Origin of the sequence: Streptomyces sp. NPDC093085 (assembly GCF_040683935.1) — a bacterium.
Classification (GTDB): Bacteria; Actinomycetota; Actinomycetes; order Streptomycetales; family Streptomycetaceae; genus Streptomyces.
In genome coordinates, this window is sequence record NZ_JBFBFB010000001.1 from 186,334 (window position 1) to 213,035 (window position 26,702).

The 26,702-nt window shown below is 73.4% G+C and carries 22 protein-coding genes and 1 pseudogene; 11 read left to right on the top strand and 12 right to left on the bottom strand.

The features are described from left to right. Nucleotides 1-55 precede the first annotated feature (55 nt). Together AB0O07_RS00815 and AB0O07_RS00820 are read left to right on the top strand one after the other, a co-directional pair. Nucleotides 56-781, top strand: a complete 726-nt coding sequence (locus tag AB0O07_RS00815; RefSeq protein WP_365624714.1) for a response regulator transcription factor — start codon at nt 56-58, stop codon at nt 779-781. Between the two features lie 2 nt (nt 782-783). After that, a pseudogene (locus AB0O07_RS00820) lies at nt 784-1,892 on the top strand (HAMP domain-containing sensor histidine kinase). A gap of 90 nt (nt 1,893-1,982) precedes the next feature. Here the strand turns inward: AB0O07_RS00820 and AB0O07_RS00825 are convergent. The 8 genes from AB0O07_RS00825 to AB0O07_RS00860 form a co-directional block, all read right to left on the bottom strand. Then, on the bottom strand, nt 1,983-2,984 hold the full coding sequence (locus AB0O07_RS00825) for an NAD-dependent epimerase/dehydratase family protein (RefSeq protein ID WP_365624717.1): 1,002 nt from the start codon (nt 2,982-2,984) through the stop codon (nt 1,983-1,985). A gap of 102 nt (nt 2,985-3,086) precedes the next feature. Continuing rightward, nucleotides 3,087-3,662: a helix-turn-helix domain-containing protein gene (locus AB0O07_RS00830; protein WP_365624720.1), complete on the bottom strand. Its 576-nt coding sequence runs from the start codon at nt 3,660-3,662 to the stop codon at nt 3,087-3,089. A gap of 34 nt (nt 3,663-3,696) precedes the next feature. After that, entirely contained in the window at nt 3,697-4,866 is a 1,170-nt protein-coding gene (locus AB0O07_RS00835) for an aminotransferase class I/II-fold pyridoxal phosphate-dependent enzyme (protein ID WP_365624723.1), read from the bottom strand. Between the two features lie 20 nt (nt 4,867-4,886). After that, nucleotides 4,887-5,699, bottom strand: coding sequence for an SDR family oxidoreductase (locus AB0O07_RS00840; protein ID WP_365624726.1), 813 nt, complete (start codon nt 5,697-5,699; stop codon nt 4,887-4,889). 68 nt (nt 5,700-5,767) lie between these two features. Next, complete coding sequence (locus AB0O07_RS00845) at nt 5,768-6,790, bottom strand: biotin-dependent carboxyltransferase family protein (protein WP_365624729.1); 1,023 nt, start codon at nt 6,788-6,790, stop codon at nt 5,768-5,770. Next, complete coding sequence (locus AB0O07_RS00850) at nt 6,787-7,536, bottom strand: carboxyltransferase domain-containing protein (RefSeq protein WP_365624732.1); 750 nt, start codon at nt 7,534-7,536, stop codon at nt 6,787-6,789. The genes AB0O07_RS00845 and AB0O07_RS00850 overlap by 4 nt, the downstream gene beginning before the upstream one ends. 19 nt (nt 7,537-7,555) lie before the next feature. Further along, the gene (locus AB0O07_RS00855; protein ID WP_365624735.1) at nt 7,556-8,443 is read right to left on the bottom strand and encodes a 5-oxoprolinase subunit PxpA; all 888 of its coding nucleotides are present in this window, start codon (nt 8,441-8,443) and stop codon (nt 7,556-7,558) included. Between the two features lie 45 nt (nt 8,444-8,488). Continuing rightward, nucleotides 8,489-9,913, bottom strand: coding sequence for an MFS transporter (locus AB0O07_RS00860; protein WP_365624738.1), 1,425 nt, complete (start codon nt 9,911-9,913; stop codon nt 8,489-8,491). Nucleotides 9,914-10,283: 370 nt separating this feature from the next. On the opposite strand from AB0O07_RS00860, the gene AB0O07_RS00865 reads away from it, so the two are divergent. From AB0O07_RS00865 to AB0O07_RS00900, 8 genes are all read left to right on the top strand, one after another. Continuing rightward, a complete protein-coding gene (locus tag AB0O07_RS00865; RefSeq protein WP_365624741.1) occupies nt 10,284-10,952 on the top strand; it encodes an RraA family protein in 669 nt (222 codons plus the stop codon). Next, a complete protein-coding gene (locus tag AB0O07_RS00870) occupies nt 10,949-12,025 on the top strand; it encodes a D-2-hydroxyacid dehydrogenase (RefSeq protein WP_365624744.1) in 1,077 nt (358 codons plus the stop codon). The genes AB0O07_RS00865 and AB0O07_RS00870 overlap by 4 nt, the downstream gene beginning before the upstream one ends. A 196-nt stretch (nt 12,026-12,221) precedes the next feature. After that, nucleotides 12,222-12,992 carry an SDR family oxidoreductase gene (locus AB0O07_RS00875; protein WP_365624747.1) on the top strand — a complete coding sequence of 257 codons (771 nt, stop codon included), beginning with the start codon at nt 12,222-12,224 and terminating at the stop codon, nt 12,990-12,992. Between the two features lie 61 nt (nt 12,993-13,053). Continuing rightward, nucleotides 13,054-14,103: a zinc-binding dehydrogenase gene (locus AB0O07_RS00880; protein WP_365624750.1), complete on the top strand. Its 1,050-nt coding sequence runs from the start codon at nt 13,054-13,056 to the stop codon at nt 14,101-14,103. 178 nt (nt 14,104-14,281) lie between these two features. After that, on the top strand, nt 14,282-15,871 hold the full coding sequence (locus AB0O07_RS00885; protein WP_365624753.1) for a Y4yA family PLP-dependent enzyme: 1,590 nt from the start codon (nt 14,282-14,284) through the stop codon (nt 15,869-15,871). Next, nucleotides 15,868-17,205, top strand: coding sequence for a pyridoxal-phosphate dependent enzyme (locus AB0O07_RS00890; RefSeq protein ID WP_365624756.1), 1,338 nt, complete (start codon nt 15,868-15,870; stop codon nt 17,203-17,205). Before AB0O07_RS00885 ends, AB0O07_RS00890 begins: the two co-directional genes overlap by 4 nt. A gap of 5 nt (nt 17,206-17,210) precedes the next feature. Beyond that, nucleotides 17,211-18,515, top strand: coding sequence for an aminotransferase class V-fold PLP-dependent enzyme (locus tag AB0O07_RS00895; RefSeq protein WP_365624759.1), 1,305 nt, complete (start codon nt 17,211-17,213; stop codon nt 18,513-18,515). A gap of 94 nt (nt 18,516-18,609) precedes the next feature. After that, nucleotides 18,610-19,377 carry a class I SAM-dependent methyltransferase gene (locus AB0O07_RS00900; RefSeq protein WP_365624762.1) on the top strand — a complete coding sequence of 256 codons (768 nt, stop codon included), beginning with the start codon at nt 18,610-18,612 and terminating at the stop codon, nt 19,375-19,377. 23 nt (nt 19,378-19,400) lie between these two features. Here AB0O07_RS00900 and AB0O07_RS00905 read toward each other — a convergent pair whose 3' ends face one another. Next, nucleotides 19,401-19,889 carry a GNAT family N-acetyltransferase gene (locus AB0O07_RS00905; RefSeq protein WP_365627853.1) on the bottom strand — a complete coding sequence of 163 codons (489 nt, stop codon included), beginning with the start codon at nt 19,887-19,889 and terminating at the stop codon, nt 19,401-19,403. A gap of 89 nt (nt 19,890-19,978) precedes the next feature. After that, nucleotides 19,979-20,938: an AraC family transcriptional regulator gene (locus AB0O07_RS00910; RefSeq protein WP_365624765.1), complete on the bottom strand. Its 960-nt coding sequence runs from the start codon at nt 20,936-20,938 to the stop codon at nt 19,979-19,981. Between the two features lie 86 nt (nt 20,939-21,024). On the opposite strand from AB0O07_RS00910, the gene AB0O07_RS00915 reads away from it, so the two are divergent. Beyond that, nucleotides 21,025-22,068, top strand: a complete 1,044-nt coding sequence (locus tag AB0O07_RS00915; RefSeq protein WP_365624768.1) for an aldo/keto reductase — start codon at nt 21,025-21,027, stop codon at nt 22,066-22,068. Between the two features lie 115 nt (nt 22,069-22,183). On the opposite strand, the gene AB0O07_RS00920 is transcribed toward AB0O07_RS00915, so the two are convergent. After that, on the bottom strand, nt 22,184-24,544 hold the full coding sequence (locus AB0O07_RS00920; RefSeq protein WP_365624771.1) for a glycoside hydrolase family 3 N-terminal domain-containing protein: 2,361 nt from the start codon (nt 24,542-24,544) through the stop codon (nt 22,184-22,186). 105 nt (nt 24,545-24,649) lie between these two features. Next, nucleotides 24,650-26,641: a cellulase family glycosylhydrolase gene (locus AB0O07_RS00925; RefSeq protein ID WP_365624774.1), complete on the bottom strand. Its 1,992-nt coding sequence runs from the start codon at nt 26,639-26,641 to the stop codon at nt 24,650-24,652. Between the last annotated feature and the right edge of the window lie 61 nt (nt 26,642-26,702).

Genomic DNA, 26,702 nt, shown 5'->3' on the forward strand with positions numbered 1-26,702 from the left:
GAGCGCGCGGTGCCCGGGTGGGGTGCCCGGGCGCCCGGGGTGCCAGGCTGGGGGCATGCAGCGGATGGACGAACCCCTGGGGGCGCGGACCGGGAACCGTGCGGCACGGGTCCTGGTCGTCGACGACGACCCGACCGTGTCGGAGGTGGTCACCGGCTACCTCGACCGGGCCGGCTACCTCGTGGACCGGGCGGGCGACGGCCCCACGGCCCTGGCCCGCGCCGGTGAACACCGTCCGGACCTGGTGGTCCTGGACCTGATGCTGCCCGGCATGGACGGCCTGGAGGTCTGCCGGAGGCTGCGCGGCCACGGACCCGTCCCGGTCATCATGCTCACCGCCCGCGGGGACGAGGAGGACCGCGTCCTCGGCCTGGAGGTGGGCGCCGACGACTATGTGACCAAGCCCTTCAGCCCCCGGGAGCTGGTGCTCCGGGTCGAGTCCGTCCTGCGCCGCTCCCGGCCGCCCGCCGCCGCGCACCCCCTGAGCGCGGGCGGGCTCGCCGTCGACCCGGCGGCCCGCAGGGCCACCCGGAACCGTACCGAACTCTCCCTGACTCTCCGCGAGTTCGACCTGCTCTCGTTCTTCCTGCGCCATCCGGGGCGGGCCTTCAGCCGGGAGGACCTGATGCGCGAGGTGTGGGGCTGGGACTTCGGCGACCTGTCGACCGTCACCGTCCATGTCCGCCGGCTGCGCGGCAAGGTCGAGGACGACCCGGCCCGCCCCCGCCTCATCCAGACCGTGTGGGGCGTGGGCTACCGCTTCGAACCGGGAGGTGGCTGACCGTGCGGGACAGCCTGCTCATCGCCGGGTACGCGTTCGCCGGCGCCGCCGTCACCGGGCTCGCCGGGGCGGGCGTGCTCCGGCTGATCCGGCGCCGTTCGCTCACCGCCTCGCTCACCGTGGTCGCGGCGGTCGGCGTGGTGGCCATGCTCGCGGGGACGCTCGCCGTGGCGTGGGCGATGTTCCTCTCCCCGCACGATCTGACGGTGGTGACGACCGTCGTCGCCATGGCCGCCGCCGTCTCCCTCGCCACGGCGCTGCTCCTGGGCCGCTGGGTCGTCGCCCGCAGCCGTGAACTCGCGCTCGCCGCACGCTCGTTCGCCGACGGCCGGTTCGCCGCCCCGGAGGCGCCGGCCACCGCGGAACTGGAGGCGCTGAGCCGTGAGCTGGCGGCCACCAGTGCCCGGCTCGCGGAGTCCCGGGAGCGCGAGCGGGCCCTGGAGTCCTCCCGGCGGGAACTCGTCGCCTGGATCTCGCACGATCTGCGCACCCCCTCGCCGGTCTCCGCGCGATGTCCGAGGCGCTGGAGGACGGGGTGGCGCCGGACCCCGACCGCTACCTCCGGCAGATCCGCACCGAGGTCGAACGCCTCAACGGGATGGTCGGCGACCTCTTCGAACTCTCCCGCATCCACGCCGGAACGCTCTCCCCGCACCGCTCCCGGATCTCGGTCTACGACGTGATCGGTGACGCCCTCGCCGGCGCCGCCCCGCTCGCCCGCGAGCACGGGGTACGGCTGGTCGGGGAGCGGGTGGCGGCGGTGCCGGTGGAGGCCGACGGCAAGGAGATCAGCCGGGTCCTGGACAACCTGCTGGTCAACGCGATCCGCCGGACCCCCGCCGACGGCACGGTCGCGGTGGCCGCCGAGCGCTCCCCGGACGGCGTCGTGGTGTCGGTGACGGACGCCTGCGGCGGCATCCCGGAGGAGGACCTGCCCCGGGTCTTCGACACCGGCTGGCGCGGCACCCACGCGCGGACCCCGCCGTCCGGCGCGGGCCTCGGCCTCGCCATCGTGCGGGGCATCGTGGAGGCGCACCGGGGCCGTGCCACCGTGCGGAACGTGCCCGGAGGCTGCCGCTTCGAGGTGGTGCTGCCCGCCGCGCCGTCCTGACAGCGGGCACCGCCACCGGCCCCCGCGACGGCCCTCGGGCGACGCCACTCAGAAGACGCCCGTCAGACGACGCCCGTCAGGCGACGGCCCTCAGCCGCTCCGCATCCCGGCCCGCGCGAACTCCGCCACGCCCTCCTCGAACCCGGCCTCCGGCTTCCACCCGAGCGCGTCCCGCAGCCGCGCCGAGTCGGCGGTGATGTGCCGGACGTCGCCCAGCCGGTACTCGCCGGTCACGACGGGCGCGGGACCGCCGTACGCGGCGGAGAGCGCCGCCGCCATCTCGCCGACGGTGCGCGGCTCGCCGCTGCCGGTGTTGTACGCCGTGAGCGCCCCCGGCGCCGAACCGGCCTCCAGCGCCAGGGCGTTGGCGGTGGCCACGTCCCGGACCCGGACGAAGTCCCGCCGCTGGCCGCCGTCCTCGAAGACCCGCGGCGCCTCGCCCCTGGCCAGCGCGGAGCGGAAGAAGGAGGCCACCCCGGCGTACGGGGTGTCGCGGGGCATCCGGGGCCCGTACACGTTGTGGTACCGCAACGACGTCGCCGACCCGCCCGTGCAGCGGGCCCACGCGGCGGCCAGGTGCTCCTGGGCGAGTTTGGTCGTGGCGTACACATTGCGCGGATCGGCCGGGGCGTCCTCTCCGATCAGGCCGGGCAGCAGCGGCCGCCCGCACACCGGGCAGGGCGGCTCGAACCGGCCGGCGGCGAGCTCACCGGCCGTGCGCGGACCCGGCCGCACCTCGTCGTGCCGGGGGCACGCGTACCGCCCCTCCCCGTACACCACCATCGACCCGGCCAGCACAAGACGCCGCACCCCGGCCTCCGCCATCCCGGCGAGCAGCACGGCCGTACCGAGGTCGTTGCGGGAGACGTACTCCGCCGCGTCGGCGACCCCGTCCCCGAGCCCGACCATCGCCGCCTGATGGCAGACCGCGTCGACACCGACGAGGGCCCGGGCGACCGCCGCCGGGTCGCGCACATCCTCCCCGGGGTCCGCCCGGACGTCGTACCCGACCGGCTCGTGCCCGCGTTCCCGCAGGACGTCGACGACATGGGACCCGATGAACCCGGCACCGCCGGTGACCAGTACACGCATACGGTCACGCTAGAGCGCCCCACCGACCGGATCCCGCGACCCGCCGGGCATGTCACCGCTCCGTAAGACCTCACGGGCGCCCGGTGCCCCGTACCGCGCGGTTCAGGGCTCCGGGGACGACCAGCCGATCAGGGCGCCGCGTACCGCGGCCACCAGGCGGGTGGCCGCTTCTTCCTCTGTGCGGCCGCTTTTGATGAGGTCGAGGATGTCCCGGGGGTCGAACAGGGCGTTCCACAGGTACAGCGCCTCGTCGCCGAGGTCGCCCAGGCCGAGCTCCTCGGTGGTCTGGCGGAGGGGTTCGGCCAGGGCCTCGGCCTGTGGGGTGAGGTAGCCCGTGTTCTCGCCGAGCCGTTCGAGATAGCCGCGGTGGGAACGCATCTGGGCCATCGCGCCGCCGTGTTCCAGGACGAGGGAGACCCAGTACCGGGAGACCGCCTCCAGGCGGGCCATGCCCCGGGTCGGCTGGCGTCGGCTGAAGTCGCGCAGCTCCGTGCCGACCTGGGCGCGGAACGCGTGCAGGATCTCCTCGACCGAGGAGAAGTGGCGGTAGGCGGTGGCGGTGGACACCTCGGCGTGCCGGGCGATCTCGGCCAGGCTGACCGGTGTCGGTGAGTTCTCGAAGAGCCGCGCCGCGGCCTTGATGAGGTGCCTGCGGTTGCGCTCGGTGTCACTGCGCATGGGGCGTCTCCTCGTCGCGTCGGGGGGGCATCGTTCACCGTAGGGCCGCGAAGCCCTGGGCGAGCCGGCGGACGCCCTCGGCGATGGACTCCGGGCCGGCAGCGTACGACAGCCGCAGATGTCCTTCGCCCCGCGCGCCGAATTCGCTGCCGGGCCGGACCGCGACGCCGTGTGTCCGCAGGGCGGCCACGACCTCCACGGAGGGCAGGTCGAGATCGTACCGGGGGAACTGGTAGAAGGCGCCTTCCGGCGAACTGAGCGTCAGGCCGGGGACGGTGGCGAGCGCTTCGCGCATGATCTCGCGGCGCCCCTCGTAGGAGGCCCGCATCCGGGCCACGTCCGCGGCCCCGTGCACCACGGCGGCGAGCGCGGCGTCCTGGACGAAGGTGTTCATGGAGCCGTTGAAGGTGTTGTGGATACGGGCCGAGGCCTGGATGAGGTCCGAGGGCCCCCAGAGGTAGCCGACGCGCCACCCGGTCATCGCGTAACTCTTGGAGAAGGTCTGGCAGTACACGGTGCGCTCGCGCAGGCCGTCGAGGGAGATCGCCGAGGTGAACGGGCGGCCGGTGAAGTCGAGGTCGGCGTAGGCCTCGTCGGAGACGACGAGGGTGGAGGTGCCGTCGAGCAGTTCGGCGAGGGTACGGAGTTCCTCGCGGGTGTGGACGATCCCGGTGGGGTTGACCGGGTTGCAGAAGACGAAGAGCCGGGCGCCGTCGAGCGCGGTGGCGAGCCGGTCGAGGTCCCAGTGGAGGTCGGGGCCGAGGGGGACCGGGACGACGGTGCCGCCGGCCATGCTGACCAGGTCGCCGTAGAGGGAGTAGGTGGGGTCGGGGACGACCACCCGGTCCCCCGGGTCGACGATGGCGAGGAGGGCGGCGGCGAGGCCCGCGGTGCCGCCCTGGGTGATGAGGATGTCGGCGGCGCGGGCCGGGGCGCCGGCGATGCCCGTGAGTTTCTCGGCGAGCGCTTCGCGGAGGGAGGACTCGCCGAGCAGCGGGGAGTAGTGGGTGCGTCCCGCGCGGAGCGCGGCGTAGGCGGCCTCGGTCACCGGGGCGGGCGTGTCGAAGTCGGGTTCGCCCATGGCGAGGGAGACGAGATCGCCGCGGGACTGCGGCTGCTGGGTCCGCCGGGAGGCGGCGGCGATCCGGGCGACGGCCTCCGCGGTCGCGAAACGGAGGGGTTCCGTGGTGGCGGTGGGGGACATACGGCTCTCCTGGTGGTGGCTCAGATACGCGGTCGGGTGTCTTCGGGCGCGCCCGCCCAGCGGCTGATCTCCAGGTCGCCGGAGGTGTCGCGGGGCCGGGTGGGGGCGACGACGATCTCCTGGAGCACCACGCGCTGCGGGAGGGTGACGGCGAGCCGGATCGCCTCGGCCACGTCCTCCGGCCGCAGCATGGCGGCGCGCTCCTCGGGGGCCGGCGGGCGGGCCCGGCGGTCGAGGATCGGGGTGTCCGCCTCGCCGGGCAGCACGGTGATGGCCCGCAGCCCCTGGTCGCGGAAGGTGGTGTGGAGGAACGTCATGAAGTTGCGGACGCCCGCCTTGGCGGCCCCGTACGCGGCGCCGCCGAGCAGATTCGGGTGGACGGCGGCGAGCGAGGAGACGGTGACGATGGTGCCGGTGGCGCGGTCGAGCATGTCGGGCAGGACGGCCTGGGTGAGCTGGAAGACCGCCGTGAGGTTGACGTCGAGCACCTCGCGCCACTCCTCGTGCGGCAGCCACCGGGGGTTGAGCACCGAGGAGGCGCTGCCCGCGCTGTTCACGAGGATGTCGACGGGGCCGAACTCCGTACGGACCCGGTCGAGGGCCCGGTCGACGTCCTCGGTACGGGTGATGTCGGCGGCCAGCGCGAGGGCCGTGCCGCCCTCGGCGCGGATGGCCTCCGCCGCCGCCTCCAGCGGCTCGGGCCGGCGGCCGAGCAGGGCGACGGCCAGGCCGTCCCGGGCCAGCAGCCGTGCCGTTTCGAGCCCCATTCCACTGCCCGCTCCTGTGATGAGCGCCGTCTTTTCCGGCATCTCCTTCGGCATCACCTCCGGCATCACCGTGCCACCTTCCTCTCCCGTGTGAGTCTGCGTGTGCGTGTGCGAGAGTATTTGAGATTTTATTCTCAAATGAGATTAGCTTCTCGGTTTTTCTCTGGCAAGGGTACGGCGAAACCCCGGGCGCGGAACGCCTCCCCGACCGCCTCCTCCAGCACCCGGACCTCGGCCTCGCGCCGGGCGAACCTCCGCAGCGACGTCTCCCGGTCGGTCCACCGGAAGCGCAGCCGCCGCCCCGGTCCCGCCTGGCCGAGCAGCGGAAGGCAGGCCCGCGACGCGACGCCGACGACCGGATAACCCGCCGTCAGACTCCGGTACCGGCCGAGCACGATCAGCTCGTCCGCGTGCGGGATCTGGAGCGCCCCGATGGGCACCCCGTGCGACACGATCTCGGTGGTGTCGTGCGGGTGCAGCACCGGACCGTCGAGCCGGAGCCCGACATGGTTCGAGCGCGGGGTGACCGTGTACGTCGCGTCCGCGATCAGCTCCCGGATGCCGGGGATGGTCCGTATCCCGTGAGCGGCGACGACATCGACGCTCCAGGTCCCCTCGGGGAAACGGGTGACGGGCACCGGCAGCCGGAACAGCGGCGGTTCGAGGAGCCGCCGCCCGAACCCCCGGAACTCCGTCTCCAGCAGCAGCCGTTCACCCGGTGAGACGGTCTGCCCGAACCCCATCCGGGCGTCCGGGGCCGCGCTGCCCAGCAGGGTCCCGGCGGCGAGGGCGCCGTTGACCGCGACATACGTACGGGTTCCCCGGCTCAGCTCCGAGCGGACCCGTACCTCCAGACCGGCCGGCACCACCAGCGGCGACCAGCCCTCGGCCGGGGCGCCGCCCACGGTGACCTCGGCGTACGCGCCGGTCACCGCCAGCAGCACATCGGCCTCCGGCACCAGGGCCACCTCCCCGCCGAGGTTCTCCAGGAGCGTCGCGCCCCGGGCGTTCCCCACCAGGACATTGGCGACGGCCGCCGCATGCTGGTCGGCCGCCCCGCCGGTGGGGACCCCGCGCCGCTCGGTGTCGTGCCGCCCGAGGTCCTGGAAGGTGGTGAGCCACCCGGTGCTCGTGAGGTCGAGTGCCACGGTCGTCATGGGGAGTCCTCCACCGGCAGCAGGAAGCCGGCGTCCAGGGCCGCCGCCTCGCCCCGGCCGACCGGGACGAAGCGCACGGTGTCCCCGGTGCCGAACGAGACGGGGTCCGGGCGGGAGATGTCGACGATGGTGTGCGGGGTCCTGCCGACGACACGCCAGCCGGTGGGGCCGGGGAACGGCTGGATGATCGCGTTGGTGCCCGCGATCATGACCGACCCCGGGACCACATCGGTACGCGGCTCGGCCCGGCGCCGTACCGGACGCGGCACCTTGAGCCCGTCCATCATCGGCGCCATCGCGGCACCCAGCAGCGAGATCGTGAAGACCGACCCGGCGACGGCCTCGACCACCTCGGCGGGGGAGCACTCCAGCTCCTCCGCCACGGAGAGCAGGTCGGGGCCCGCCTCCGCGTCGAAGACGACGGGGATGGTGAAGGTACGGGCGCCACGGCGGCCCGCGAGGTCACCGGCCGCGGCGGGCGCGGGCGCGGGGGCCCACTCCGCGACCAGCCGGGCCGCGTACTCCACATGCCGCAGCTCCGTCCGTACCGGGTCGTACGCGATGAGCAGCGATTCGAGGCCGGAGACGACATCGAGGACACCGTACGGACGGAAGGCGAGGAACCGGTCCCGGAAGGCGACGATCCCGGCCCTGCGGGCCGCCTGGTCGGGGTGGGGGATGGTCACCATCACCGCCGAGTCCCCGAAGGGCTCGACGGTGACGGCGCCGTACTGGGGTGTGGTCATCGACTGGTGCGCCCCGGCCTCAGCCGGCGAGCGCGGCCTCCGTCTTCCCGGCCTTCCCCGCCGTCTCCGGCTTCCCGGCCGTCTCCGGCTTCCCCGCTTTCCCGGCCTTCTCGGCTTTCCCGGCCTTCTCGGCCAGGACCTCGCGCAGGCCGGTGACGCGGATGCCCTCGGCGTCCAGCGCGGCGCGCAGCGCTGTGCCGTTCTGGAGGACGGACGGGTGGTCGCCGTGGAGCAGCAGGATGTCGGCGTCGTGGCCGAGCGGGACCACATTGCCGTCGACGGAGCGGACCGTGCCCTCCCGGACGACCTGGCGGCAGCGCTCGCCGATGAACTCCGGGTCGTGGATGAGCCCGCCCTCGTGCGAGCGCGGGACGGGCATGCCGTCGTCGCCGTACCCCCGGTCGGCGAGGAAGACATAGCCGACCTCAAGGCCGCGCTTGCGCGACTCCTCGGCGAGCAGCCCGCGCTGGCAGATGACGATGTACTCCTTGTTGTACGCGGCGATCGCGTCGGTGATGGCCCGGGCGTGTTTGGCGTCGGTCTGCGCGATCGACCCCATACGGCCGTGCGGGGCGACATGGCTGATGGTGCCGCCGTGCACCCGGGCGAACCCGTCGAGCGCGCCCAGTTGGTAGAGCACGTCGGTACGGATCTCCTCCTCCGACGCCTCGATGAGGCGGCGGCCGAACCCCACGAGGTCGGGGTAGCCCGGGTGGGCGCCGAGTTCGATGCCGCGCTCGACGCAGTCGGCGACCGTACGGTCCATGATGCGCGGGTCCCCGGCGTGGAAGCCGCAGGCGATGTTCGAGGAGGTGACGAGGGAGAGCAGCGCGGCGTCGTCGCCGATCGTGTAGTTGCCGAAGCTCTCGCCGAGGTCGGCGACGACGGCCACGGAGTTGATACCCATGATGTCTCCTGATGCGGAAGTGGTGCGGTTCGGCGGGGCGGCGGTTCAGCGGGCGGCGAGGGGGCGGCCCTTGGTCTCGCGTACGAAGGCGAGGGTGCCCAGGGTGATCAGGGCGGTGAGGATGGAGGCGTACGCGGGTACCAGGGTGGACCCGGTCGCGTCGATCAGTTGCGTCATCACCAGCGGGGCGCTGCCGCCGAAGACGATCGTGGAGAGGGAGAAGCCGATGCTGTACGCGGAGTAGCGCACGGTGGTCGGGAACATCTCGGCGAGCACGGTGTGGATGACCGCCGCATGGCCGGAGAAGGCGATCGCCAGCACGACGGTGCCGATACAGGCGAGCCCGAACTCGCCGGTGGTGATCAGCCGGAACATCGGGTACGAGACGGCCGCCATGGCGAGCGCGGAGCCGGCCAGGACGGGTTTGCGGCCGATCCGGTCCGAGAGCCGGGCCATCAGCGGGATACAGCAGGCCACGGCGACCAGGCTGACCGCGGTGACCGTGAGGGCGCGCAGCATCGAGAAGTTGTGGGTGCCCAGCGAGGTCTTGAGATAGGTCGGCATGTAGACGAACAGCAGGTAGTACCCGGGGCCGTTGAGGGCGGGCAGGAAGATCGTGAGCAGGATCGCCCGGAGGTGGCGGCGGTTGCCGAGCGCCTCGCGCAGCGGGTTGCGGGCCACGGTGTTCCGCGCGCGCAACGCCTCGAAGTGCGGGGTCTCCTCCAGCCTGCGGCGGATGTAGAAGCCGATGTACCCGAGCGGGACGGCGAGCAGGAACGGGATGCGCCAGGCCCAGGAGGCCATCGCGTCGTCGCCGAGCGTGGTGATGAGGAGGGCGGAGAGGGCGCTGCCCACCATGAGGGCGATGAACGAACCGACCGCGATGAAGCTCATCAGGAAGTTACGGCGGTGGTCCGGCGCGTACTCGCCGACGAAGGACATCGCGCCGGCCACCTCGCCGCCCGCCGAGAAGCCCTGGAGCACCCGGAGCAGGACGAGCAGGACGGGCGCGGCGACCCCGATCGCCGCCGACGAGGGGATGAGGCCGATGGCGGCGGTCGAGGCGGAGATCAGCACCAGCAGGGCGGCGAGGAGGCTGCGCCGGCCTATCCGGTCCCCGATGTAGCCGCAGATGACGCTGCCGAACGGCCGCGCGACAAAGCTGACCAGGAAGCCGATGTTGGTGAGGAAGAGGTTGCCCGCGTCCGCCTCGCCCATGATGTTGAGGGCGAGATAGGTGACCAGCAGGCCGTAGATCCCGTAGTCGTACCACTCGACGAACGACCCGATGGCGCCGGCGAGGGTCGCCTTGCGGACGTCCTCGGGGGCCGCGGTGGCGATCTCGGGGGCGTCGGGGGCGTCGGACGCCTCAGGGGCCTCGGCGGTGGGCGCGGCGGTGGGCGCGGCGGTGGCGTGCGGTGCTGCCTCAGGACGGTCTGGTGGGGTGTCGAGCCGATCTGACGTGGTCATACGCGTTCACTTTCGGTGTCGCGGACCCCTGTCCTGTTACCGGTTCAGGGGAAGACGGAGGCGGTACCTCGGGGGTGGGGAAGGGCCCGGTGCCGATCGGCTCGCCGGGGCCGGTGGCGGGGGCGGCGGGGCGCCCGGGCCGAGATGCGACTTGAATTTCGAATGAGAATAGATTCGCATCTTGAGGGGGTCAAGAGGTCGGTGTTGCCCCGGAGTCAACCTTCCGTTTCCGTTCTGGAAGCGGCGGAACGCCCCTTGTCTTGTCCTGCGGTTGGATGCACACTGACCCCGGAAACGCGAAAGTATTCGCACTTTTGCCTCTCCCGGCCCTCTCTCAACCCTCTCCCGGCCCCCGCGAAGGAGTCTCCCGATGACCCAGGACAATGTGCGTGTGGCCGAGCCGTGGCCCCGTGTCGACCGCCATCTGCTGGAACGGTTCCGCGCCCACTCGGTGGCCAATCTCGGAGACGCCCTGGACCGGCTCAACATCGTCGACGGCGGCATCTCGCCGGTCTGGAACGGTGCCAGGGCGGTCGGCACGGCGCTCCCGGTGCTGACGGTCGCCGGCGACAACAAGGCCGTGATCGCGGCGCTGGAGCACATCCGCGCCGACGACATGCTGGTCATCAACGCCTTCGGCTACGACGGCCGCGCCGTCATCGGCGACAACCTCGCCCAGCGGTTCGCCGTCCACGGGGCCGCGGGCGCGGTGGTCGACGGTTACGTACGCGACGCCGCCATCATCGAGCGGCTCGCCATCCCGGTCTTCGCCCGGGGCCTCACCCCCGCAGGACCGTTCAAGAACGGCCCCGGCGCCATCGGTGAGCCGGTCGCCGTCGGCGGCGTCGTGGTGCACCCCGGGGACATCGTCGTCGCCGACGGCGACGGAGTCATCGTCATCCCGCCGCACCGGGCGGAGGAGGCGCTGGAGGCGGTCGAGGCGATCGTCCTCCGGGAGGCCGAACTCGACGCCGAGGTCGAGGCGTTGCGCGCCCAGGCCGCCGCCCGGACCGCCGGGGCCGCGCAGGCCGCCCGGTGACCGGCCCGGCACCGGTCACCGGCCGCCTGCGCGTGGCGGTCGCCGCGCCCCTCGCCGAGGAGAACCGCGCGCGGATCCGGGCGCTGGAGCCCCGTGTCGACCTCGTCGTCGACGAGGAGCTGCTGCCCCCGATGCGGTGGCCCGCCGACTTCGCCGGTGACCCCGGCTGGCGGCGCACCCCCGGTCAGCGGCGCCGCTACGAGGCGGCGCTCGACTCCGCCGACGCGCTCTACGGCATCCCCGACGTGGACCCCGCCGCGCTCGCCCGTACGGTACGGGCCAACCCGCGGCTGCGCTGGGTGCACACGATGGCCGCGGGCGGCGGCGCCCAGGTCAGGGCCGCCGGGCTGACGGCCGGTGAACTCTCCCGGGTCGCCTTCACCACCTCCGCCGGGGTGCACGGGCGCCCGCTGGCCGAGTTCGCCGTCCTCGGGGTGCTCGCCGGTGCCAAGGACCTGCCCCGGCTCCGGCGCCAGCAGGACGGCCGCGAGTGGAGCGGCCGGTGGACGATGGGGCAGGTGAGCCGGCAGACCGTCCTCGTGCTGGGGCTCGGAGGTATCGGCCGGGCCGTCGTGGCCGCGCTCCACGCGCTGGGTGCGACGGTCGTCGCCACCAGCCGCAGGGCTGCCGGGGAGATCGCGGTGCCTGGCGTCTCTTCCGTGATCCACCCCGGCCGGCTGACCGAGGTGGCCCCCTCCGTGGACGCCGTGGTGAACACCCTGCCCGGCACCGACGCCACCCGGCATCTGCTCGGCAAGGGCTTCTTCGACGCGGTGAAACCCGGCTCCACGGTCGTCAACGTCGGCCGGGGCACGGTCCTGGACGAGGCGGCGCTGCTGGGCGCGCTCGACTCGGGACGGGTCGGCTTCGCCGCGCTGGACGTCTTCGAGACGGAGCCCCTGCCGGCGGAGAGCCCGCTCTGGGGGCACGACCGCGTTCTGGTGAGCCCGCACACGGCGGCGCTCGACGCGGCGGAGGACCGCCTCATCGCCGAACTCTTCGCCGCCAACGCGACCCGGTTCCTCGACGGGCGGGACCTCGTCAACCGCGTCGACACCGTCGAGTTCTACTGACCGGTTCCACCGGTCCGCCGCCGGTGAGCCGCCTCCGGGCACCGATGCGCCCCGTAACCGATCCGTCCGTAACCGATCCGTCCGTAACCGATCCGTCCGTAACCGATCCGTCCGTAACCGATCCGTCCGTAACCGATCCGTCCGTAACCGATCCGCCCGTAACCGATCCGACCCGACCAGGAAGACCACCGCTGCGATGACCTCTCCCTTCGACCTCACCGGAAAAGTCGCCCTGATCACCGGGTCGAGCCGAGGCATCGGGCTCGGGATCGCGGCGGGGCTGGCGGACGCCGGGGCCACCGTCGTCCTCAACGGGCTCGACCCCGCGCGCCTCGAAGCGGCGCGCGCCTCCCTCGCCGAACGGTACGGAGCGGAGCGCGTCGCGGCCCGCGCGTTCGACATCGTCGACGAGGACGCGGTCGCCGCCGCCCTCACCTCGGTCGAGTCGGAGACCGGGCCCGTGCACATTCTGGTGAACAACGCCGGGGTCCAGCACCGCGAGCCCCTGCTCGACGTGAGCCGCGAGAACTGGCGGCGCGTGATCGACACCAACCTCACCGGCGCCTTCGTCGTGGGCCGGCAGGCCGCCCGGCTGATGCTGCCGCGCCGCGCCGGGAAGATCATCAACATCTGCTCCGTCCAGACCGACCTCGCCCGCCCCACCATCGGCCCGTACACCGCGGCGAAGGGCGCCCTGCGCAACCTCACCCGGGCGATGACGGCGGAGTGGGCCGGTGACGGGATCCAGGTCAACGGCATCGCGCCCGGGTACATCCACACGGAGATGACCCAGAAGCTCGTGGACGACGAGGAGTTCAACGGGTGGATCCTGGGCCGGACCCCCGCCCGGCGGTGGGGGACGGTCGCCGACATCGTCGGGCCTGCCGTGTGGCTCGCCTCCAGCGCGTCCGACTACGTCAACGGGCAGGTCGTGTTCGTCGACGGCGGCATGACGGCCGTCGTCTGAGAGCCCCTGGAGAGCCCCTTGGGAGCCCCTCATGAAGCCGTCGTCCGAGAAGGGACCGTCCATGCCCCACGCCCCCCACGCCCCCCGCACCACCACGGCGATCGTCGCCCACGGCGCCGGTGACCTCCGGGTCGAGACCGTCACCGTACGCGCCCCCGCGCCGCACGAGGCGGTCGTCTCCGTCGCGTACGGCGGTATCTGCGGCTCCGATCTCCACTACTGGCGCCACGGCGCCGTGGGCGAGTCGGTGCTGCGGGCGCCCATGGTCCTCGGCCACGAGGTCGTCGGCACGGTCCTGCGGCCGGCCGCCGACGGGAGCGGCCCGGCCGAGGGGACCCCGGTCGCCGTCCATCCCGCCACCCACGAGCCCACCACCGTACGGTTCCCCGGCGACCGCCCCAATCTCTCGCCGGGCGTACGGTACTTGGGCTCGGCCGCGCGTTTCCCGCACACCGAGGGCGCCTTCGCCGGTGAGGTGGTGCTGCCCGCCGCCATGCTCCGCGCACTGCCGCCGGGCACCGACCTCGTGGCCGCGGCCCTGGCCGAGCCCGCCGCCGTCGCCTGGCACGCCGTCGCCCAGGCCGGCGACCTCACCGGCCGGCGCGTCCTCGTCGTCGGGAGCGGCCCCATCGGCGCGCTCGCCGTCGCGGTCGCCGCACGGGCCGGAGCCGGTGAGATCGTCGCGGTCGACCTGCACGACCGGCCCCGGCGGATCGCGGCCGAGGCCGGGGCCACCCGTACCCTCGACGCGGCCGACACCGAGGCCGTCGCCGCCGTCGACGCCGATGTGGTGATCGAGTCCTCGGGAAACCACCGGGGCCTCGCCTCCGCGATCAGGGGCGCGACCCGGGGCGGAACGGTGGTCATGGTGGGCCTCCCGCCACTCGGCGACCAGCCCGTGCAGGTCGCTTACGCCATCACCCGGGAACTCCGCCTGGTCGGCTCGTTCCGCTTCAACGACGAGATCGACGAGGTGATCGCGGCCCTCGCCGACGGCTCGCTCGCCGTCGGGCCCGTCGTCACCCACACCTTCCCCGCCGCCGAGGCGCACCGGGCGTTCGCCGTCGCCGCCGACGCCTCGGTCTCGGGGAAGGTCCTGCTCGCCTTCTGACGCACCGGCGGAAGACGGCCCGCCTCCCCCGGGCCGACGGGTGCGCGTCGAGGTCCATGCTTAACGGCGTGTGTAGTTGGAAACGACTATCACGAGCGTTCGGCAGGACGGCGACGCGATGACCGACCGGCCGACTGGCCGGTCGACTGGACCGATCGACTGACGGGGGAGGTACGTCGTGAAGGACGCGCCCTTGTATCTGAGGCCACGGGTGGATCCGCCGCTCGCCTCGCTGCTGGGGAACGCGCCGTTACTGCACTCGCTCGTCGACGCGCTGGGGTCGCCGCTGAACGTGCTGCTTCCGGAGGTCGTCGCCCGCAACGCCGAGCGGTTCGGGGCGGTGTACCGGCACCACCGGCTGGCCGGGCGGGTGTACTACGCGCACAAGACGAATCGTTCCAGCGCCCTGGTACGGAGACTCGCGGCGTGCGATCCCGCCGCCGTCGGCGTCGACGTGGCCTCGCTGGGGGAGTTGCGGCACGCGCTGAGCTGCGGGTTCACCGGGGACCGGGTGATGGCCACCGGTCCCAAGGACCCCGAGTTCCTCTGGCTGGCCGCGCGGGCGGGGGCGACGGTGAACGTCGACTCGGCCGGGGAGCTGGACCAACTGGCCGGTCTGGTACGGCGGTACGGGCTGCCCCGGGTGGATGTGCTCGTACGGTTCTCCGGGTTCGAGGCGGCGGACGGCGGAACCGGGGGCGGAACCGGGGGAGCGGGCGGGGCCGGCACGCGGGTGCTCTCGCGGCGGAGCCGGTTCGGTACCCCGGTCGCCGGGGCGGCCGGGGTGTGGGAGGCGCTGGAGCGGTACGCCGACAGCGTCGCGCTCGTCGGGCTCGCCTACCACCTGGACACCACCGGGGTCGAGGAGAAGAGCCGGGCGCTGGAGCGGTGCGTGCTCCTCATGGACGAGTGCCGCGCCCGGGGGTTCGCGCCGCGCGCCGTGGACATCGGGGGAGGCTTCGGCGTCGGGTATGTCGAGGACGCCGGGGAGTGGCAGCGCTGGACCACCGCGCTCAGCGAGGCGGTGCTCGGCACCCGGCCGCCGCTGACCTGGCGGGGCCACGCGTACGGGCTCCGCAACGACCACGGCACCGTACGCGGCACCGCCGCCCTCTACCCCGCCCACCGCCCCACCGCCGGACCCGGCTACCTCGACCAGCTCCTCACCCACCCCACCCCCGTCCTCGGCTCCACCCCGGCCACCCTCCTCCTCGAACACCTCCACGACCTGTACGTCGAGCCCGGCCGCGCCCTGGTCGACCAATGCGGCCTCTCGCTGGCGCGGGTGGTGGAGGTGCGCCCGCTCGCCGACGACCCCGGCCGGTATCTGGTGCGGCTCGCCATGAACGCCGCCGATGTGAGCCTGGAGGAGCACGGGGTGCTGGTCGATCCCGTACTCCTCTCCCGGGACGGTCGCCGGAGCGAGGCCGACGGGGGCAGCGAGGCCGGTGAGGGCAGCGAGGCCGTCGGGGGCAGTGCGGCCGGTGAGGACGGCGAGGCCGTCGGGGTCCATCTCATGGGCAACCTCTGCCTGGAGGCCGACCTGATCACCCGCCGGCTGGTCTTCCTCCCGCGGCTGCCCCGCGTGGGGGAGCTGCTGGCCTTCGTCAACACCGCCGGATACGCCATGGATTTCCACGCCCACCACGCACAACGCCAGCCGCTCGCGCGGACGGTTGCGGTCACGGAAGAAGACGACGGGACCTGGCGCTGGTGCCCGGACGAGAACTACTGGCCGCTCACACACCCTCAGGGAGTGCCGTCATGAGGTACGACAGCATCACCGAGGCCATCGGCCACACGCCGCTGGTCCGTATCGACCCCGCCGTACACGGTCTGCGCCATATCGACCTCTACGCCAAACTGGAGATGCTCAACCCGTTCGGCTCCGTCAAGGACCGGCCCGCCTGGCGGATGGCGCGCCCGTATCTGGAGGACGCGGCGGGCGGCGACGGTACGGTCGTGGAGCTCTCCAGCGGCAACACGGCCAAGGCGCTCGCGCTGCTGGCCGGGATGCACGGGCTGAAGTTCAAGAGCGTGACCAACCGGATGCGGGTCCCCGAGATCAAGGAGCTGCTCCTGCTGCTGGGCGCGGAGATCGAGGAGCTGCCCGGACAGAGCGAGTGTCTCGACCCCACGGACACCGACGACCCGCTCACCCGCTTCCACCAGGCGCTCTCCGAGCCCGGCTCCGCTTATCTCCACACCGACCAGTACTTCAATCCGCTCAATGTCGAGGCGCACGCGACCGGTACCGGGCCCGAGATCGTCAAGGATCTCGACGGGCGGGTGCCGGAGTGGTTCGTGGCCTGTGTCGGCACGGCCGGCTCCTCCACCGGGGTCGCCCAGGTCCTGCGCGAACACGACGCCGATGTCCGGGTGCTCGGGCTCGTCGCCGACAAGTCCGACTTCATCCCCGGCATCCGCACCATCGACGAGGTCCACCAGGTGGGCCTCTTCGACCCCGCGACCTACGACGCGCTCGCCTCGGTCACCTCCCAGGAGGCCATCGACGGCATGGTCACCCTGATCCGGCGGTGCGGACTCCTCTCCGGGCCGACCGGCGGCGCCGCGTACCAGGGCGCGGTACGCCATCTCGCCTCCGTCGACGCCGAACTGGACGGCACGGGGCGCCGCGAGACCGCCGTCTTCATCGTCTGCGACCGGGCCGAGAGCTATCTCAGCTACGTACGCCAGCGCCGACCCGAGCTTCTGGGCCGGGCGCGCGGCGGGCAGGCACCGGCCTCGCTCGGGGCCGAGGAGATCGCGGCGTACGGCCGTACGGTCGGCGTCGAGGAGGCGCGGCGCTGGCTCGCGGAGGGCGAACCCCGGCCCCTGGTGGTGGATCTGCGCGGACCGCACGCGTACGCCGCGCTGCACATCGAGGGCGCCGTCAACATCGTCGACGAACTCTTCGGTGAACTGGTCAGGGGCGGGCTGCCGTTCAGCAAATCCACGCCGGTGCTGCTCGCCTGCCCGGTGGGGGAGAAGTCACTGCGGTACGCCGCCGCGCTGACCCGTAAGGGGCACCCGGATGTGCGGAGCCTGGCGGGCGGGATCGTCGCCTGGCGGGACGCCGGGGCTCCGCTGGTGAGGGAGTGAGGCACATGGGCAGCGCCGATGACGTACGGGGCGATGACGTACGGGGCGATGACGTATGGGCCGAAGATGTACGGGCCGAAGAAGTACGGGAGCAGTTCCCCATCCTCGCCGGGCGGCCGGAGCTGACGTATTTCGACAGCGCGGCCACCGCGCAGAAGCCGCAGGCCGTCCTGGACGCCGTCGCCTCGTACCTCACCACCTCCAACGCCAACGCGGGCCGGGGCACCTACCCCTGGGCCAACGAGACGACCCGGCGGGTGGAGCGGGCCCGTGAGCGGGTCAAGGAGTTCCTGGGGGACCGGCTCCCCGGGCCCTCCGCCGTCCATTTCACCAGCGGCACCACCGAGGGGCTGCGCACCATTGCCCGGGACTGGCTCGTCCCGTACCTCTCCGACGGTCTCTCCGACGGCGACGAGATCCTCGTCCCGTACGCCGACCACCAGGCCAATCTGGAGCCCTGGCTCGAAGCGCGGCGGCTGCTCGCCGAGCGCGGGGTGGACATACGGATCCGGGACATCCCCCGCCAGGCGTCCTCCGGCGACTACGACCACCGGGCCCTCGCCGAGGTGGTCGGGCCCCGTACCCGGTTCGTCGCCGCCACCCATGTCCACCATGTCTACGGCGGCGACATGAACGTGCACCGGCTGCGCGCCGCCGTCGGCCCCGACGTGCCGATCTGCCTGGACGCCGCGCAGAGCGTCGGCCATCTCCCGGTCCGGGTCGCGACCGGGGCCGGAGGCGGGGGCGGGAGCGGGGCCGGGGGCGAAGGGCCGGACCTGGACGTCGACTTCGTCGTCTTCTCCGGTCACAAGGCGATGGCCCTGCCCGGTACGGGGGCGGTGTGGGCCCGTAACACCCGGGGCCCCGTCCTGCGGCCCGAGGGGTGGCAGGGCACCCCCAACACCGTCGGCATCGTCTCGCTCCACGCGGCGCTCGACTGGCTGGACGCGGCGGGGCCCGAGCGCATCGCCCGCCATGTCACCGCTCTCGCCACCCGGCTGACGGACCGGCTGCGCCGGCTGGAACCGTACGAGATCCTCGGCTGCCCCACGAGCCTCGCCGCCGAGAGCGCGCTGCCGATGGCGCAGCGGCGGCACGGGATCGTCACGTTCCGGCACCGCGACATCCCCTCGGACGATCTGGGCTTCATTCTTTTCAGCCACGGTTTCATGGTCCGGGCGGACAACCTCTGCCAGGCGGGGGTCGACGCGGCGAGCGGCTCCGTGCGGGTCAGCCTGCATGTCTACAACACGGAGGAGGAGGTGGACCGGCTGCTGGCCGTTCTCGCCGGGCTGGCATCGCCCGGATGAACGGTTATTGATAATCGTTTCCACCTGTACATTGCGTGGTAGTCGCGGCATGCGCGATGCGACAGGTGCGAGACGGACGAGGTGGCACGGCCAGATGGGCGTGAGTATGGGAACGGCCAGCAGGTGGGTGGAGCGCTGGGAGCGGCAGCAGCAGCGCTACGCGGTCGACCGCGAGGAGCGGTTCTCGGTGATCGCCGATGTCACCGAACATCTCTGCGCGGGGCGCGGCCGGCCGCTCCTCCTCGACCTGGGGTGCGGTCCGGGATCGCTCTCCGCCCGGCTCGCCCGGCGGCTGCCGGAGGCGGAGATCGTCGCCGTGGACCAGGACCCGGTCCTGCTGGAGCTGGGGCGCACCCACTACGCGGACGCCGCCCGGTACGTGGACGCGGTGATCGGCGCGGAGGGGTGGACGGAGGCGCTGGAGCTGGACCGCCCGCTCGACGTCGCCGTGTCGACCACGGCGCTGCACTACCTCCCGGCCGCCGTCCTGCTCCGTACGTACCAAGCCCTCGCCGCGCTGCTCCGCCCCGGCGGCGCGCTGGTGAACGGGGACCACTTCCCGCCGGACGGCGGGCCCTGCTCGGACCTCACCGCCCAGGTGGGGCGGCGCAGGGCCGAGCGGACCGGGACCCACGGGCACCAGGACGAGGACTGGGAGTCCTGGTGGCGGGCGGCCGCCGCCGATCCGGAGCTGACCGACCTGTTCGAACGGCGCGAGCGGTGCGGTCCCTCCTCGGGCGGCGGCAACCGGCACCTCTCGGTGGGCCGGCACACCCGGCTGCTCCGGCGGGCGGGGTTCCGGCATGTCACGCCGGTGTGGCAGGTGGGGGACAGCTGTGTGCTGGTGGCGCTGAAGGGGTGAGGCCCCTCGGCCCCTCCTGCTGCTCAGAGCGTGAGGGACATGAGGATCTCGTCGCGGTCGTCGCCGGGGGCGAGCCGCAGCGCCCCGGGCCAGCGGCCGATTTCGGTCCACCCGGCCTTGCGGTAGAAGTGTTCGAGCCCCAGCCCGGCGCGGACCGAGAGCTTGAGGCGTTCGAGCCCCATCTCCTCGGCGGCGACCCGGCGGGCGTGGTCCATCAGCGCGGCGCCGAGCCCCCGGCCCCGCAGACGCACCTGCGTCTGTACGTGGTTGACCACCCCGCAGTGCGCTTCCAGCGGGTGCGTCTCGCGGCGGACGACCAGCCACCCGGCGAGCGCGCCGTCGACGGTGGCCGTCAGCAGCCTGCCGCGCTCGGGCGCGAGGCCGCCGGCGATCCGGTCCACGGCGGCCTCGACATCCGCCGGGGTCACCGGCGGCAGCGGGCAGCCGTCCGGGATGACCGCCCCGCCGGAGTTGACCACGGCGGCCCAGCAGGCCGCCAACTCCCCGCGCAGGGAGCCGGTCACGTCGGAGGGGCGCACGCACTGCGTGAACGTGGGGGCGGATGCGGATGCGGATGCGGGGGTGGGGGTTTCGGGTGGGGTCACGGGAGAAGGCTGCCATGGGTCACGGGCCCCGGAGGGTCCAGCGGGAGGGGGCGGGGGCCGGTGCGCAGACGGGCCGCGTCCCGGGCGGGCGGGAGGCCGTACGCCGTACGGTACTCACGGTTGAACTGGGTGGCGCTCACATAGCCGACCGCCTGGGCGGCCTGGTTCGCGGTGGCGCCGGCCACCAGGCGCCGCCGGGCCTCCTGGAGGCGCAGGCGCTTCTGGTACGTGAGCGGACTCATGCCGGTGGCCGCCTTGAAGTGCCGGTGCAGGCTCGCGGGGCTCATCTGCGCCGAGGCGGCGATCGCGGCGATGGAGACCGGCTCGGTGTAGTGCTCGCAGATCCAGCGGGCCGCCTGGCGGACCCGGCCCGCGGGCGAGTCGTCCTGTGCGCACTGGCGCAGCGCCGGGCCCAGGGAGCCGCGCAGCAGCCGGTAGAGGATCTCGCTCTCGATACGAGGGGCCAGGGGCCGGATGTCCTCAGGGGTGTCGAGGAGTTCGACCCAGCGGGCGACCGCCTCCACCAGCTCCGGGGGCATCGGCGCCGCGACCTGACCGGTGGGGGCGGCCTGACCGGTGAGGGCGGCGGGGGCGGTGGGAGCGACCGGGGTGGCCGGGGCGGCCGGGTCCGTCTCGTCCACTTCGACGAGCAGGCCGGCGAGTGCCGCTCCGTCGATGCTCAGGACGGCGGACCGGTAGGGCACCTTGTCCAGCCGCACGGCCACGGGCAGGTCGATCGTGGTCATGAGCATCTCGCCGGCGTGCGCGACCTGGCTCACGTCGCCCGCGGTGGTGCGTTTCGCGCCGTCGGAGACGAAGCAGATCATCGGCTCGTAGAGCAGGCCGGTGGGCTCGATGGGCTCGTCGACCGAGACGAGGGAGAGCCGGGGGACCGCGCTCCCGGCGCCCGGTTCGGTGTGGTGCCGGTCGATGGCGGCGGTCAGCCGGTCCAGCAACGCCTGCTCCTTCCTGAGAGGATCAGGCAATTCTATGCGATCTCTGCCCCATGCCTCCCGGGGGCCCCTCCCCTAGCGTCGAAGGCATGGCACAAGACAAGGCAGAGCACATGTCACACACCGCCGGACACCCCGCGGACCTGCCCCTCCGCGACCTCGGTGGCCAGGGCCTCCGCGCCGGGGCGATCGGCCTGGGCACCATGGGGATGACCATGGCCTACGGGCCCTCGGACGAGCGGAGCAGCATCGCCACGCTCCGCCGCGCGTACGAGCTCGGCGTCACCCTCTTCGACACCGCGGAGCTCTACGGCGGGGGCACCGGCAGCAACGAGCAACTTCTCGGCCGGGCCGTGAAGGACTTCCGCGACGACGTCGTGATCGCGACCAAGTTCGGCTTCGACCTCAGCGACCCGGCCCGGCTCGGGACCGCGTTCGACAGCCGTCCCGAGCACATCAGGGAGGTCACCGAGAACAGCCTCCGGCACCTCGGCACCGACCGTATCGATGTGCTCTACCAGCACCGGGTGGACCCGGACGTCCCCATCGAGGACGTGGCGGGTACGGTCGGCGAGCTGATCGCCGAAGGCAAGGTGCGGTATCTCGGGCTGAGCGAGGCGGGGCCGGAGACCGTGCGGCGGGCCCACGCGGTCCACCCGGTCTCGGTGCTCCAGACCGAGTACTCGGTCTTCGAGCGGGCCGTGGAGGCGGATGTCCTGCCGGTGGTCAGGGAGCTGGGCATCGGGTTCGTGCCCTACTCGCCCCTCGGCCGGGGCTTCCTCACCGATGTCGTCAAGCCGGCCGCCGAGTACCCCGCCGACGACATGCGCGCCTGGGACGACCGCTGGCAGCCGGGCAACTACGAGAAGAACCTCGCGGCGGTCCGCGCGCTGACCGACCTCGCGGAGGGCAAGGGCATCACCGTCACCCAGCTCGCGCTGGCCTGGCTGCTCGCGCAGGGCGACGACATCGTGCCCATCCCGGGCACCCGCAGCCCGCACCGTCTCGCGGAGAACGTCGCCGCCGCCCAGGTCGCCCTGACGCCCCAGGACCTCGCCCGCGTCGGCGAGATCCTGCCGCACGGCGCGGCCGGCTCCCGCTACCAGGAGGCGATGATGCCCGAGTGGCGGTGATGCCGGAGTGGCGATGACCGGAGCGACGGTGATTGGAGCGGCGGTGACCGGAGTGGCCGTGACCGGAGCGGCGGGCCGGCCGCGCCCCGGTGTTCCTGACGGCCCGTGCCCGCCGTCAGGGCTCCACGGTCAGCTCCACCCCCGTCGTGCGGTCGGCGGACGGGCCTGTTCCGAGTTCGAACGTGCCCGGCTCCACGGCCCGTTCGAGTGAGCGGGTGACCGAGGCCAGGGTCTCCGTCGTGACCGGGAAGGAGACCTCCGCGCGTTCGCCCGGGGCCAGCGCCACCCGGGTGAAGCCGCGCAACTCCCGTACGCGCGGCCAGGAGGAGCCGCCCGTCACCCGGCGTACATACAGTTGAACGGTCTCGGTGACCGGCCGCGCCCCGGTGTTCCTGACCTCCACCACGCAGGTCAGGGGTGCGATGGCGCCGGGCGCTGCGAGGGGGACCGCCGTACCGGAGAGGCGGGGCGTGCCGTACGCGACCGTCGTGTACGACAGGCCGTGGCCGAAGGGGTGGGCGGGGGTGGCCGGCTGGTCGACGTAACCCCGGTAGCCGTGGTCCTTCCCGTTGTAGTACACGGGGAGTTGCGCGGCCGAGCGGGGGACGGAGACCGGTAGCCGGCCCTCCGGTTCCGCCGCCCCGAAGAGGATGTCCGCGACCGCGCGCCCGCCCCACGGCCCCGGGTACCAGGCGCTCAGCACCGCCCCCGCCCGCGCCGCCGACTCCTCCGGTACGGCGTGGGGGCGGCCCTGCACCAGGACCACCACCACCGGGATCCCGGTGTCCGCCACGGCCTCCAGCAGCGCCGACTGGCCTTCGGGGAGCCGGAGTTCGGCCAGGTCGACGCCCTCGCCGCAGGTCATGCCGGCCGGCGGGCCCGAGGTGACGATCGCCGCGCCGTTGGCGTCGAAGCGGGTGTCGGGCTCCCGGGCGCTCGACCCGCCCAGCACCACCACCGCCACCTCGCTCCCGGCGGCCAGCGCCACCGCCGCCGGGAGGCCCGAGCGGTCGCCGCCGACCAGCTCGCACCCCCGCGCGTACTCCACCGCGCACCCGGCGGGCGCCGCCGCCCGGATCCCGGCGAGCACCGTGACGCCGCTGCCGGGCCGCTGGGGCGCGGTGTAGTCGCCGATCTGCTGGGGGACGGAGTCGGCGTTCGGCCCGAGCACCGCGATCCGGCGGACCCGCTCAGGGAGGGGGAGCGTGGTGCCGTTGTGGCTCAGGAGGACTACGGACTGGCGGGCTATGCGTTCGCTCAGGGTGATCAGGGTGTTCTCGGCGATCAGGGTGTTCTCGGCGATCCGGGGCGCGGAGGGGGCGGGCGCCTTGCTCGCGTACGGCCGTTCGAAGAGGCCCAGGCGGAACTTGAGCGTCAGGACCCGGGCCACCGCCGCGTCCAGCGTGGACTCCTGGACGAGTCCGCGCCGTACCGCCTCCGCCAGCCGGGGGAAGCTCTCGTCCCACAGGCTCAGGTCCGTGCCGGCCCGCAGGGCGAGCGCGCCGGCCGCCGCCGGGTCGCCCGCGAGGCGTGTCAGCCGGTCGAGCGCGCACCCGTCCGCCATCACCAGGCCCTCGAAACCCCAGCGCTCCCGGAGCACCCCGGTGAGCAGCTCCGGACTGGCCGCGCACGGCGCGCCGTCGAACTCGTTGTACGCGGCCATCACCCCCGCAGCCCCGGCCCGTACCCCGGCGAGCGCGGCCGGCAGATGGATCTCGTGCAGCTCCCGCGCGCCCAGCTCGGTGGCCGCGCTGTTCCGGCCGCCCACCGTGGCGCCCTGGCCCGCGAAGTGCTTGAGGACCACCGCCACCCGGTCCGCGCCGTACGCCGCAGGCCCGCGCCCCGCCCCGTCGCCCGGGCCCTGCGCGCCCCGTACCAGCGCCTCGGTGAACCGGGCCGCCAGATACGGGTCCTCGCCGAAGCACTCCTCGGCCCGCCCCCACCGGGGGTCCCGCACCAGGTCGAGCGCGGAGACCAGGGCGACATGGCCGCCGCGCGCCCGCAGCCCGGCCGCCGCGAGCCTCGCCGCCTCCTCGTACAGTTCCGGGTCCCAGGTCGCGCCCACCGCGAGGTTCACCGGCAGCACGGTTCCGTCCAGCGCCTGATGGCCGTGGGGCATCTCCTCCACCATGAGGACCGGGATCCCCAGCCGGGTCCCCTCCACCACATGGCGCTGCACCGCGTCGGAGACCCCGGCGCCCTCGGCCGCGCCGATGCCCGTCCCGAACGTCACCCCCGACCAGGGGTCCGCCCGCTGAAGCCCGTAGAGCGCGCCCATGCCGTCGTACGCGGCCACCTCGACGCGGAACGCTTCGGTGAGCCGGTGGCCGCCGGCGGGCGTCCGCTCGTACGCCTGCCAGCCGTACATCCGCTGGTTGACCTGGCCGGCCTTCTCGGTGAGCGTCATCCGGGAGAGCAGATCGCGGACCCGCTCGGCGACGGGCGCCGCGGGATCCCGGTACCGGGGCTGGGACATGGGACGGTCTCCTGTGTCGGGGGAGGGAGGGGGAGGGGGAGGGGGAGGGGGGGAAGGCGAGTCGGGGACAGAAGGCGGCCCGGGCGGGAGGCTCGGGCGGGAGCCTCAGGTCAGTTCCAGGACACGCACCCCGTACGGCGGGATCGTCACCTCCCGTACGGGATCCCCGCCGGTCAGCTCGCGCAACGTGCCGCCGTCGCCGCCGCTCTCGGCGCCCTCGCCCGCGCCCTCGGCGCCCGCGCCGCCTCCCGCGCACCGGGGCCGTACCGTCAGCTCCCGTTCCGCCTGGCTCACCAGCCACACGTAACGCTTCCCGTCCTCCCGTACCAGCGTGTCCGCCGCGACATACGGCGTGTCGACGGTCACCGGCCGCGCCGCGCCCGCCACCTCCGCCAGCGCCGCGTAGAGCCGGTGGGTCTGCTCCGGGTTGACGCGGGCGGTGCGTGCCGCCATGTGTTCCAGGGGGTAGGTGGCGAGGACCGTGCGGCCCTTGCCCGTCGCGTACGTCAGCAGCGCGGGGCGGCCGTGCGCGTCGGTGGCGACGACCCGTGCCCCGGCCGGGACGACCGGCAGATAGGCGCGGCTGTCCTCGTTCCCCGCCACCGGGAAGCGGAGCGTCTCGCCCGCCGCGATCCCGCCGAACTCCTCGGTGAACGTCATGTCCAGCGCGTCGTCCCCGATGGGCTCGGCCACCCCGTACGAGAGTTGCAGCTCCACCCCGAAGAGCCCGTCGAGGTCGTGGAACCAGGGGCCGCGGGTCGTCGGGTGCTCGCCCGAGCAGAACGACAGGTACACCGTCGCCCCCTCCCGGGCCCGCCGCTCCAGCGCGCGCCGGGTGCGCGTGGTCAACTGCCGGGTCGCGGGGAGCAGATAGAGCGCGGCGTCCTCGGGGAGCCCGTCCGCCTCCCGGGCCAGGGCGACCGGCAGGTCGGCGGCGCGCGCCGCCACGTACCCCTGGTGGAGCGAGGTGAAGATCAGCGGCCGGTCGGCGGGGCGGCTGTACGGGTAGCCGCGCTCCAGGAACGCGGGGACCACCAGCGCGGCGTCGGCGTCCGTACGGCGGCAGCGCGCGAAGTCGACCCGCTTCAGCACATCGGCGAAGGCGGCCAGTTCGCGCAGCGGCTCCTTGGGGCGGCCGGTGTGGTCGGTGATGCCGAAGTGCATCTCGAAGGGGTGGTGGTCGTACGGGGCCTGCTCCCACAACGCGTCGTAGTCGGTGTTGTTCCAGGCGATCCAGCCGGTGGCGCCGCCGAGCAGCGAGTTGTGGAGCGTCTGGCGGTAGAAGACGCCCGCGTTCGCCGCCGAGACGGTGTCGGTGGAGAGCCCGAACTCCTCCAGGACCACCGGCTGCCCGGTGACGGCGGCGAGTTCGCACTCGAAGGCGGCCCGGTAGTGCTGGCGCGGCCGGTCGGTGTCCGAGCGGTACACGTGCGGGCCAACGAAGTCGACGTACTCGGCGGTCTCACGGAGCGAGAACCCGTTGTCCCGTCCGGTCACCTCGATGCCCCACGCGCCGTCGCCCAGCGACACCGGCTGGGTGCCGCCCGCAGCGCGCACCGCGTCGCACATGAACTGGGCCCAGGCGGTGACCACAGCGGAGGAGGGCGGGTCGACCTGGTAGATCCGGCCGTACCCGGGCATCTCGTTGGTGATCAGCCAGCCGGTGACGGCCGGGTGGTCCTTGAAGCGCCGGGTCATCTGGGAGACGAACCACGCCTGCCGGCCCACCAGCCAGACGTCCTCGTACAGGTCCCGGCCGCCGCGCCAGACCGGGTCCCAGTTCTCCCCGGACATATGGCCGACGATGAAGGTGGGGACGGTGCCCATGCCCGCCTCGGTGTGGGCGTCGAGGAAGTCCCGGAAGCGGTCGCAGAGTTCCTCGTCGATCCGGTGCGGTTCGGGGTGGAAGTCCGGCCAGTAGAAGAAGGAGCGGGTCATCGTCAGGCCGTGCTCGCGCAACACCGCCAGCTCCTCGCGGACGGTCTCCGGCCGGTAGTCCCGCCACATCAGCGGGCCGCCGCTCCGGGACCAGAAGTTGGCGCCGAGCCAGGGGAGCACGGCGGAGTCATGGGTGAGCTGGGCGCTGTGGCGTCGCATGAGGGCTGGTGAGGGCTTTCTCTGGGTGGGGTACGGGTGCGGGTGTTGTGCAGGGTGAGGC

Bases quoted from the DNA above. Each gene is read 5' to 3' on its own strand.
- AB0O07_RS00815 (WP_365624714.1), top strand. From the start codon at position 56: ATGCAGCGGATGGACGAACCCCTGGGGGCGCGGACCGGGAACCGTGCG.
- AB0O07_RS00825 (WP_365624717.1), bottom strand. From the start codon at position 2,984: ATGCGTGTACTGGTCACCGGCGGTGCCGGGTTCATCGGGTCCCATGTC.
- AB0O07_RS00830 (WP_365624720.1), bottom strand. From the start codon at position 3,662: ATGCGCAGTGACACCGAGCGCAACCGCAGGCACCTCATCAAGGCCGCG.
- AB0O07_RS00835 (WP_365624723.1), bottom strand. From the start codon at position 4,866: ATGTCCCCCACCGCCACCACGGAACCCCTCCGTTTCGCGACCGCGGAG.
- AB0O07_RS00840 (WP_365624726.1), bottom strand. From the start codon at position 5,699: ATGCCGGAGGTGATGCCGAAGGAGATGCCGGAAAAGACGGCGCTCATC.
- AB0O07_RS00845 (WP_365624729.1), bottom strand. From the start codon at position 6,790: ATGACGACCGTGGCACTCGACCTCACGAGCACCGGGTGGCTCACCACC.
- AB0O07_RS00850 (WP_365624732.1), bottom strand. From the start codon at position 7,536: ATGACCACACCCCAGTACGGCGCCGTCACCGTCGAGCCCTTCGGGGAC.
- AB0O07_RS00855 (WP_365624735.1), bottom strand. From the start codon at position 8,443: ATGGGTATCAACTCCGTGGCCGTCGTCGCCGACCTCGGCGAGAGCTTC.
- AB0O07_RS00860 (WP_365624738.1), bottom strand. From the start codon at position 9,913: ATGACCACGTCAGATCGGCTCGACACCCCACCAGACCGTCCTGAGGCA.
- AB0O07_RS00865 (WP_365624741.1), top strand. From the start codon at position 10,284: ATGACCCAGGACAATGTGCGTGTGGCCGAGCCGTGGCCCCGTGTCGAC.
- AB0O07_RS00875 (WP_365624747.1), top strand. From the start codon at position 12,222: ATGACCTCTCCCTTCGACCTCACCGGAAAAGTCGCCCTGATCACCGGG.
- AB0O07_RS00880 (WP_365624750.1), top strand. From the start codon at position 13,054: ATGCCCCACGCCCCCCACGCCCCCCGCACCACCACGGCGATCGTCGCC.
- AB0O07_RS00890 (WP_365624756.1), top strand. From the start codon at position 15,868: ATGAGGTACGACAGCATCACCGAGGCCATCGGCCACACGCCGCTGGTC.
- AB0O07_RS00895 (WP_365624759.1), top strand. From the start codon at position 17,211: ATGGGCAGCGCCGATGACGTACGGGGCGATGACGTACGGGGCGATGAC.
- AB0O07_RS00900 (WP_365624762.1), top strand. From the start codon at position 18,610: ATGGGCGTGAGTATGGGAACGGCCAGCAGGTGGGTGGAGCGCTGGGAG.
- AB0O07_RS00915 (WP_365624768.1), top strand. From the start codon at position 21,025: ATGGCACAAGACAAGGCAGAGCACATGTCACACACCGCCGGACACCCC.
- AB0O07_RS00920 (WP_365624771.1), bottom strand. From the start codon at position 24,544: ATGTCCCAGCCCCGGTACCGGGATCCCGCGGCGCCCGTCGCCGAGCGG.
- AB0O07_RS00925 (WP_365624774.1), bottom strand. From the start codon at position 26,641: ATGCGACGCCACAGCGCCCAGCTCACCCATGACTCCGCCGTGCTCCCC.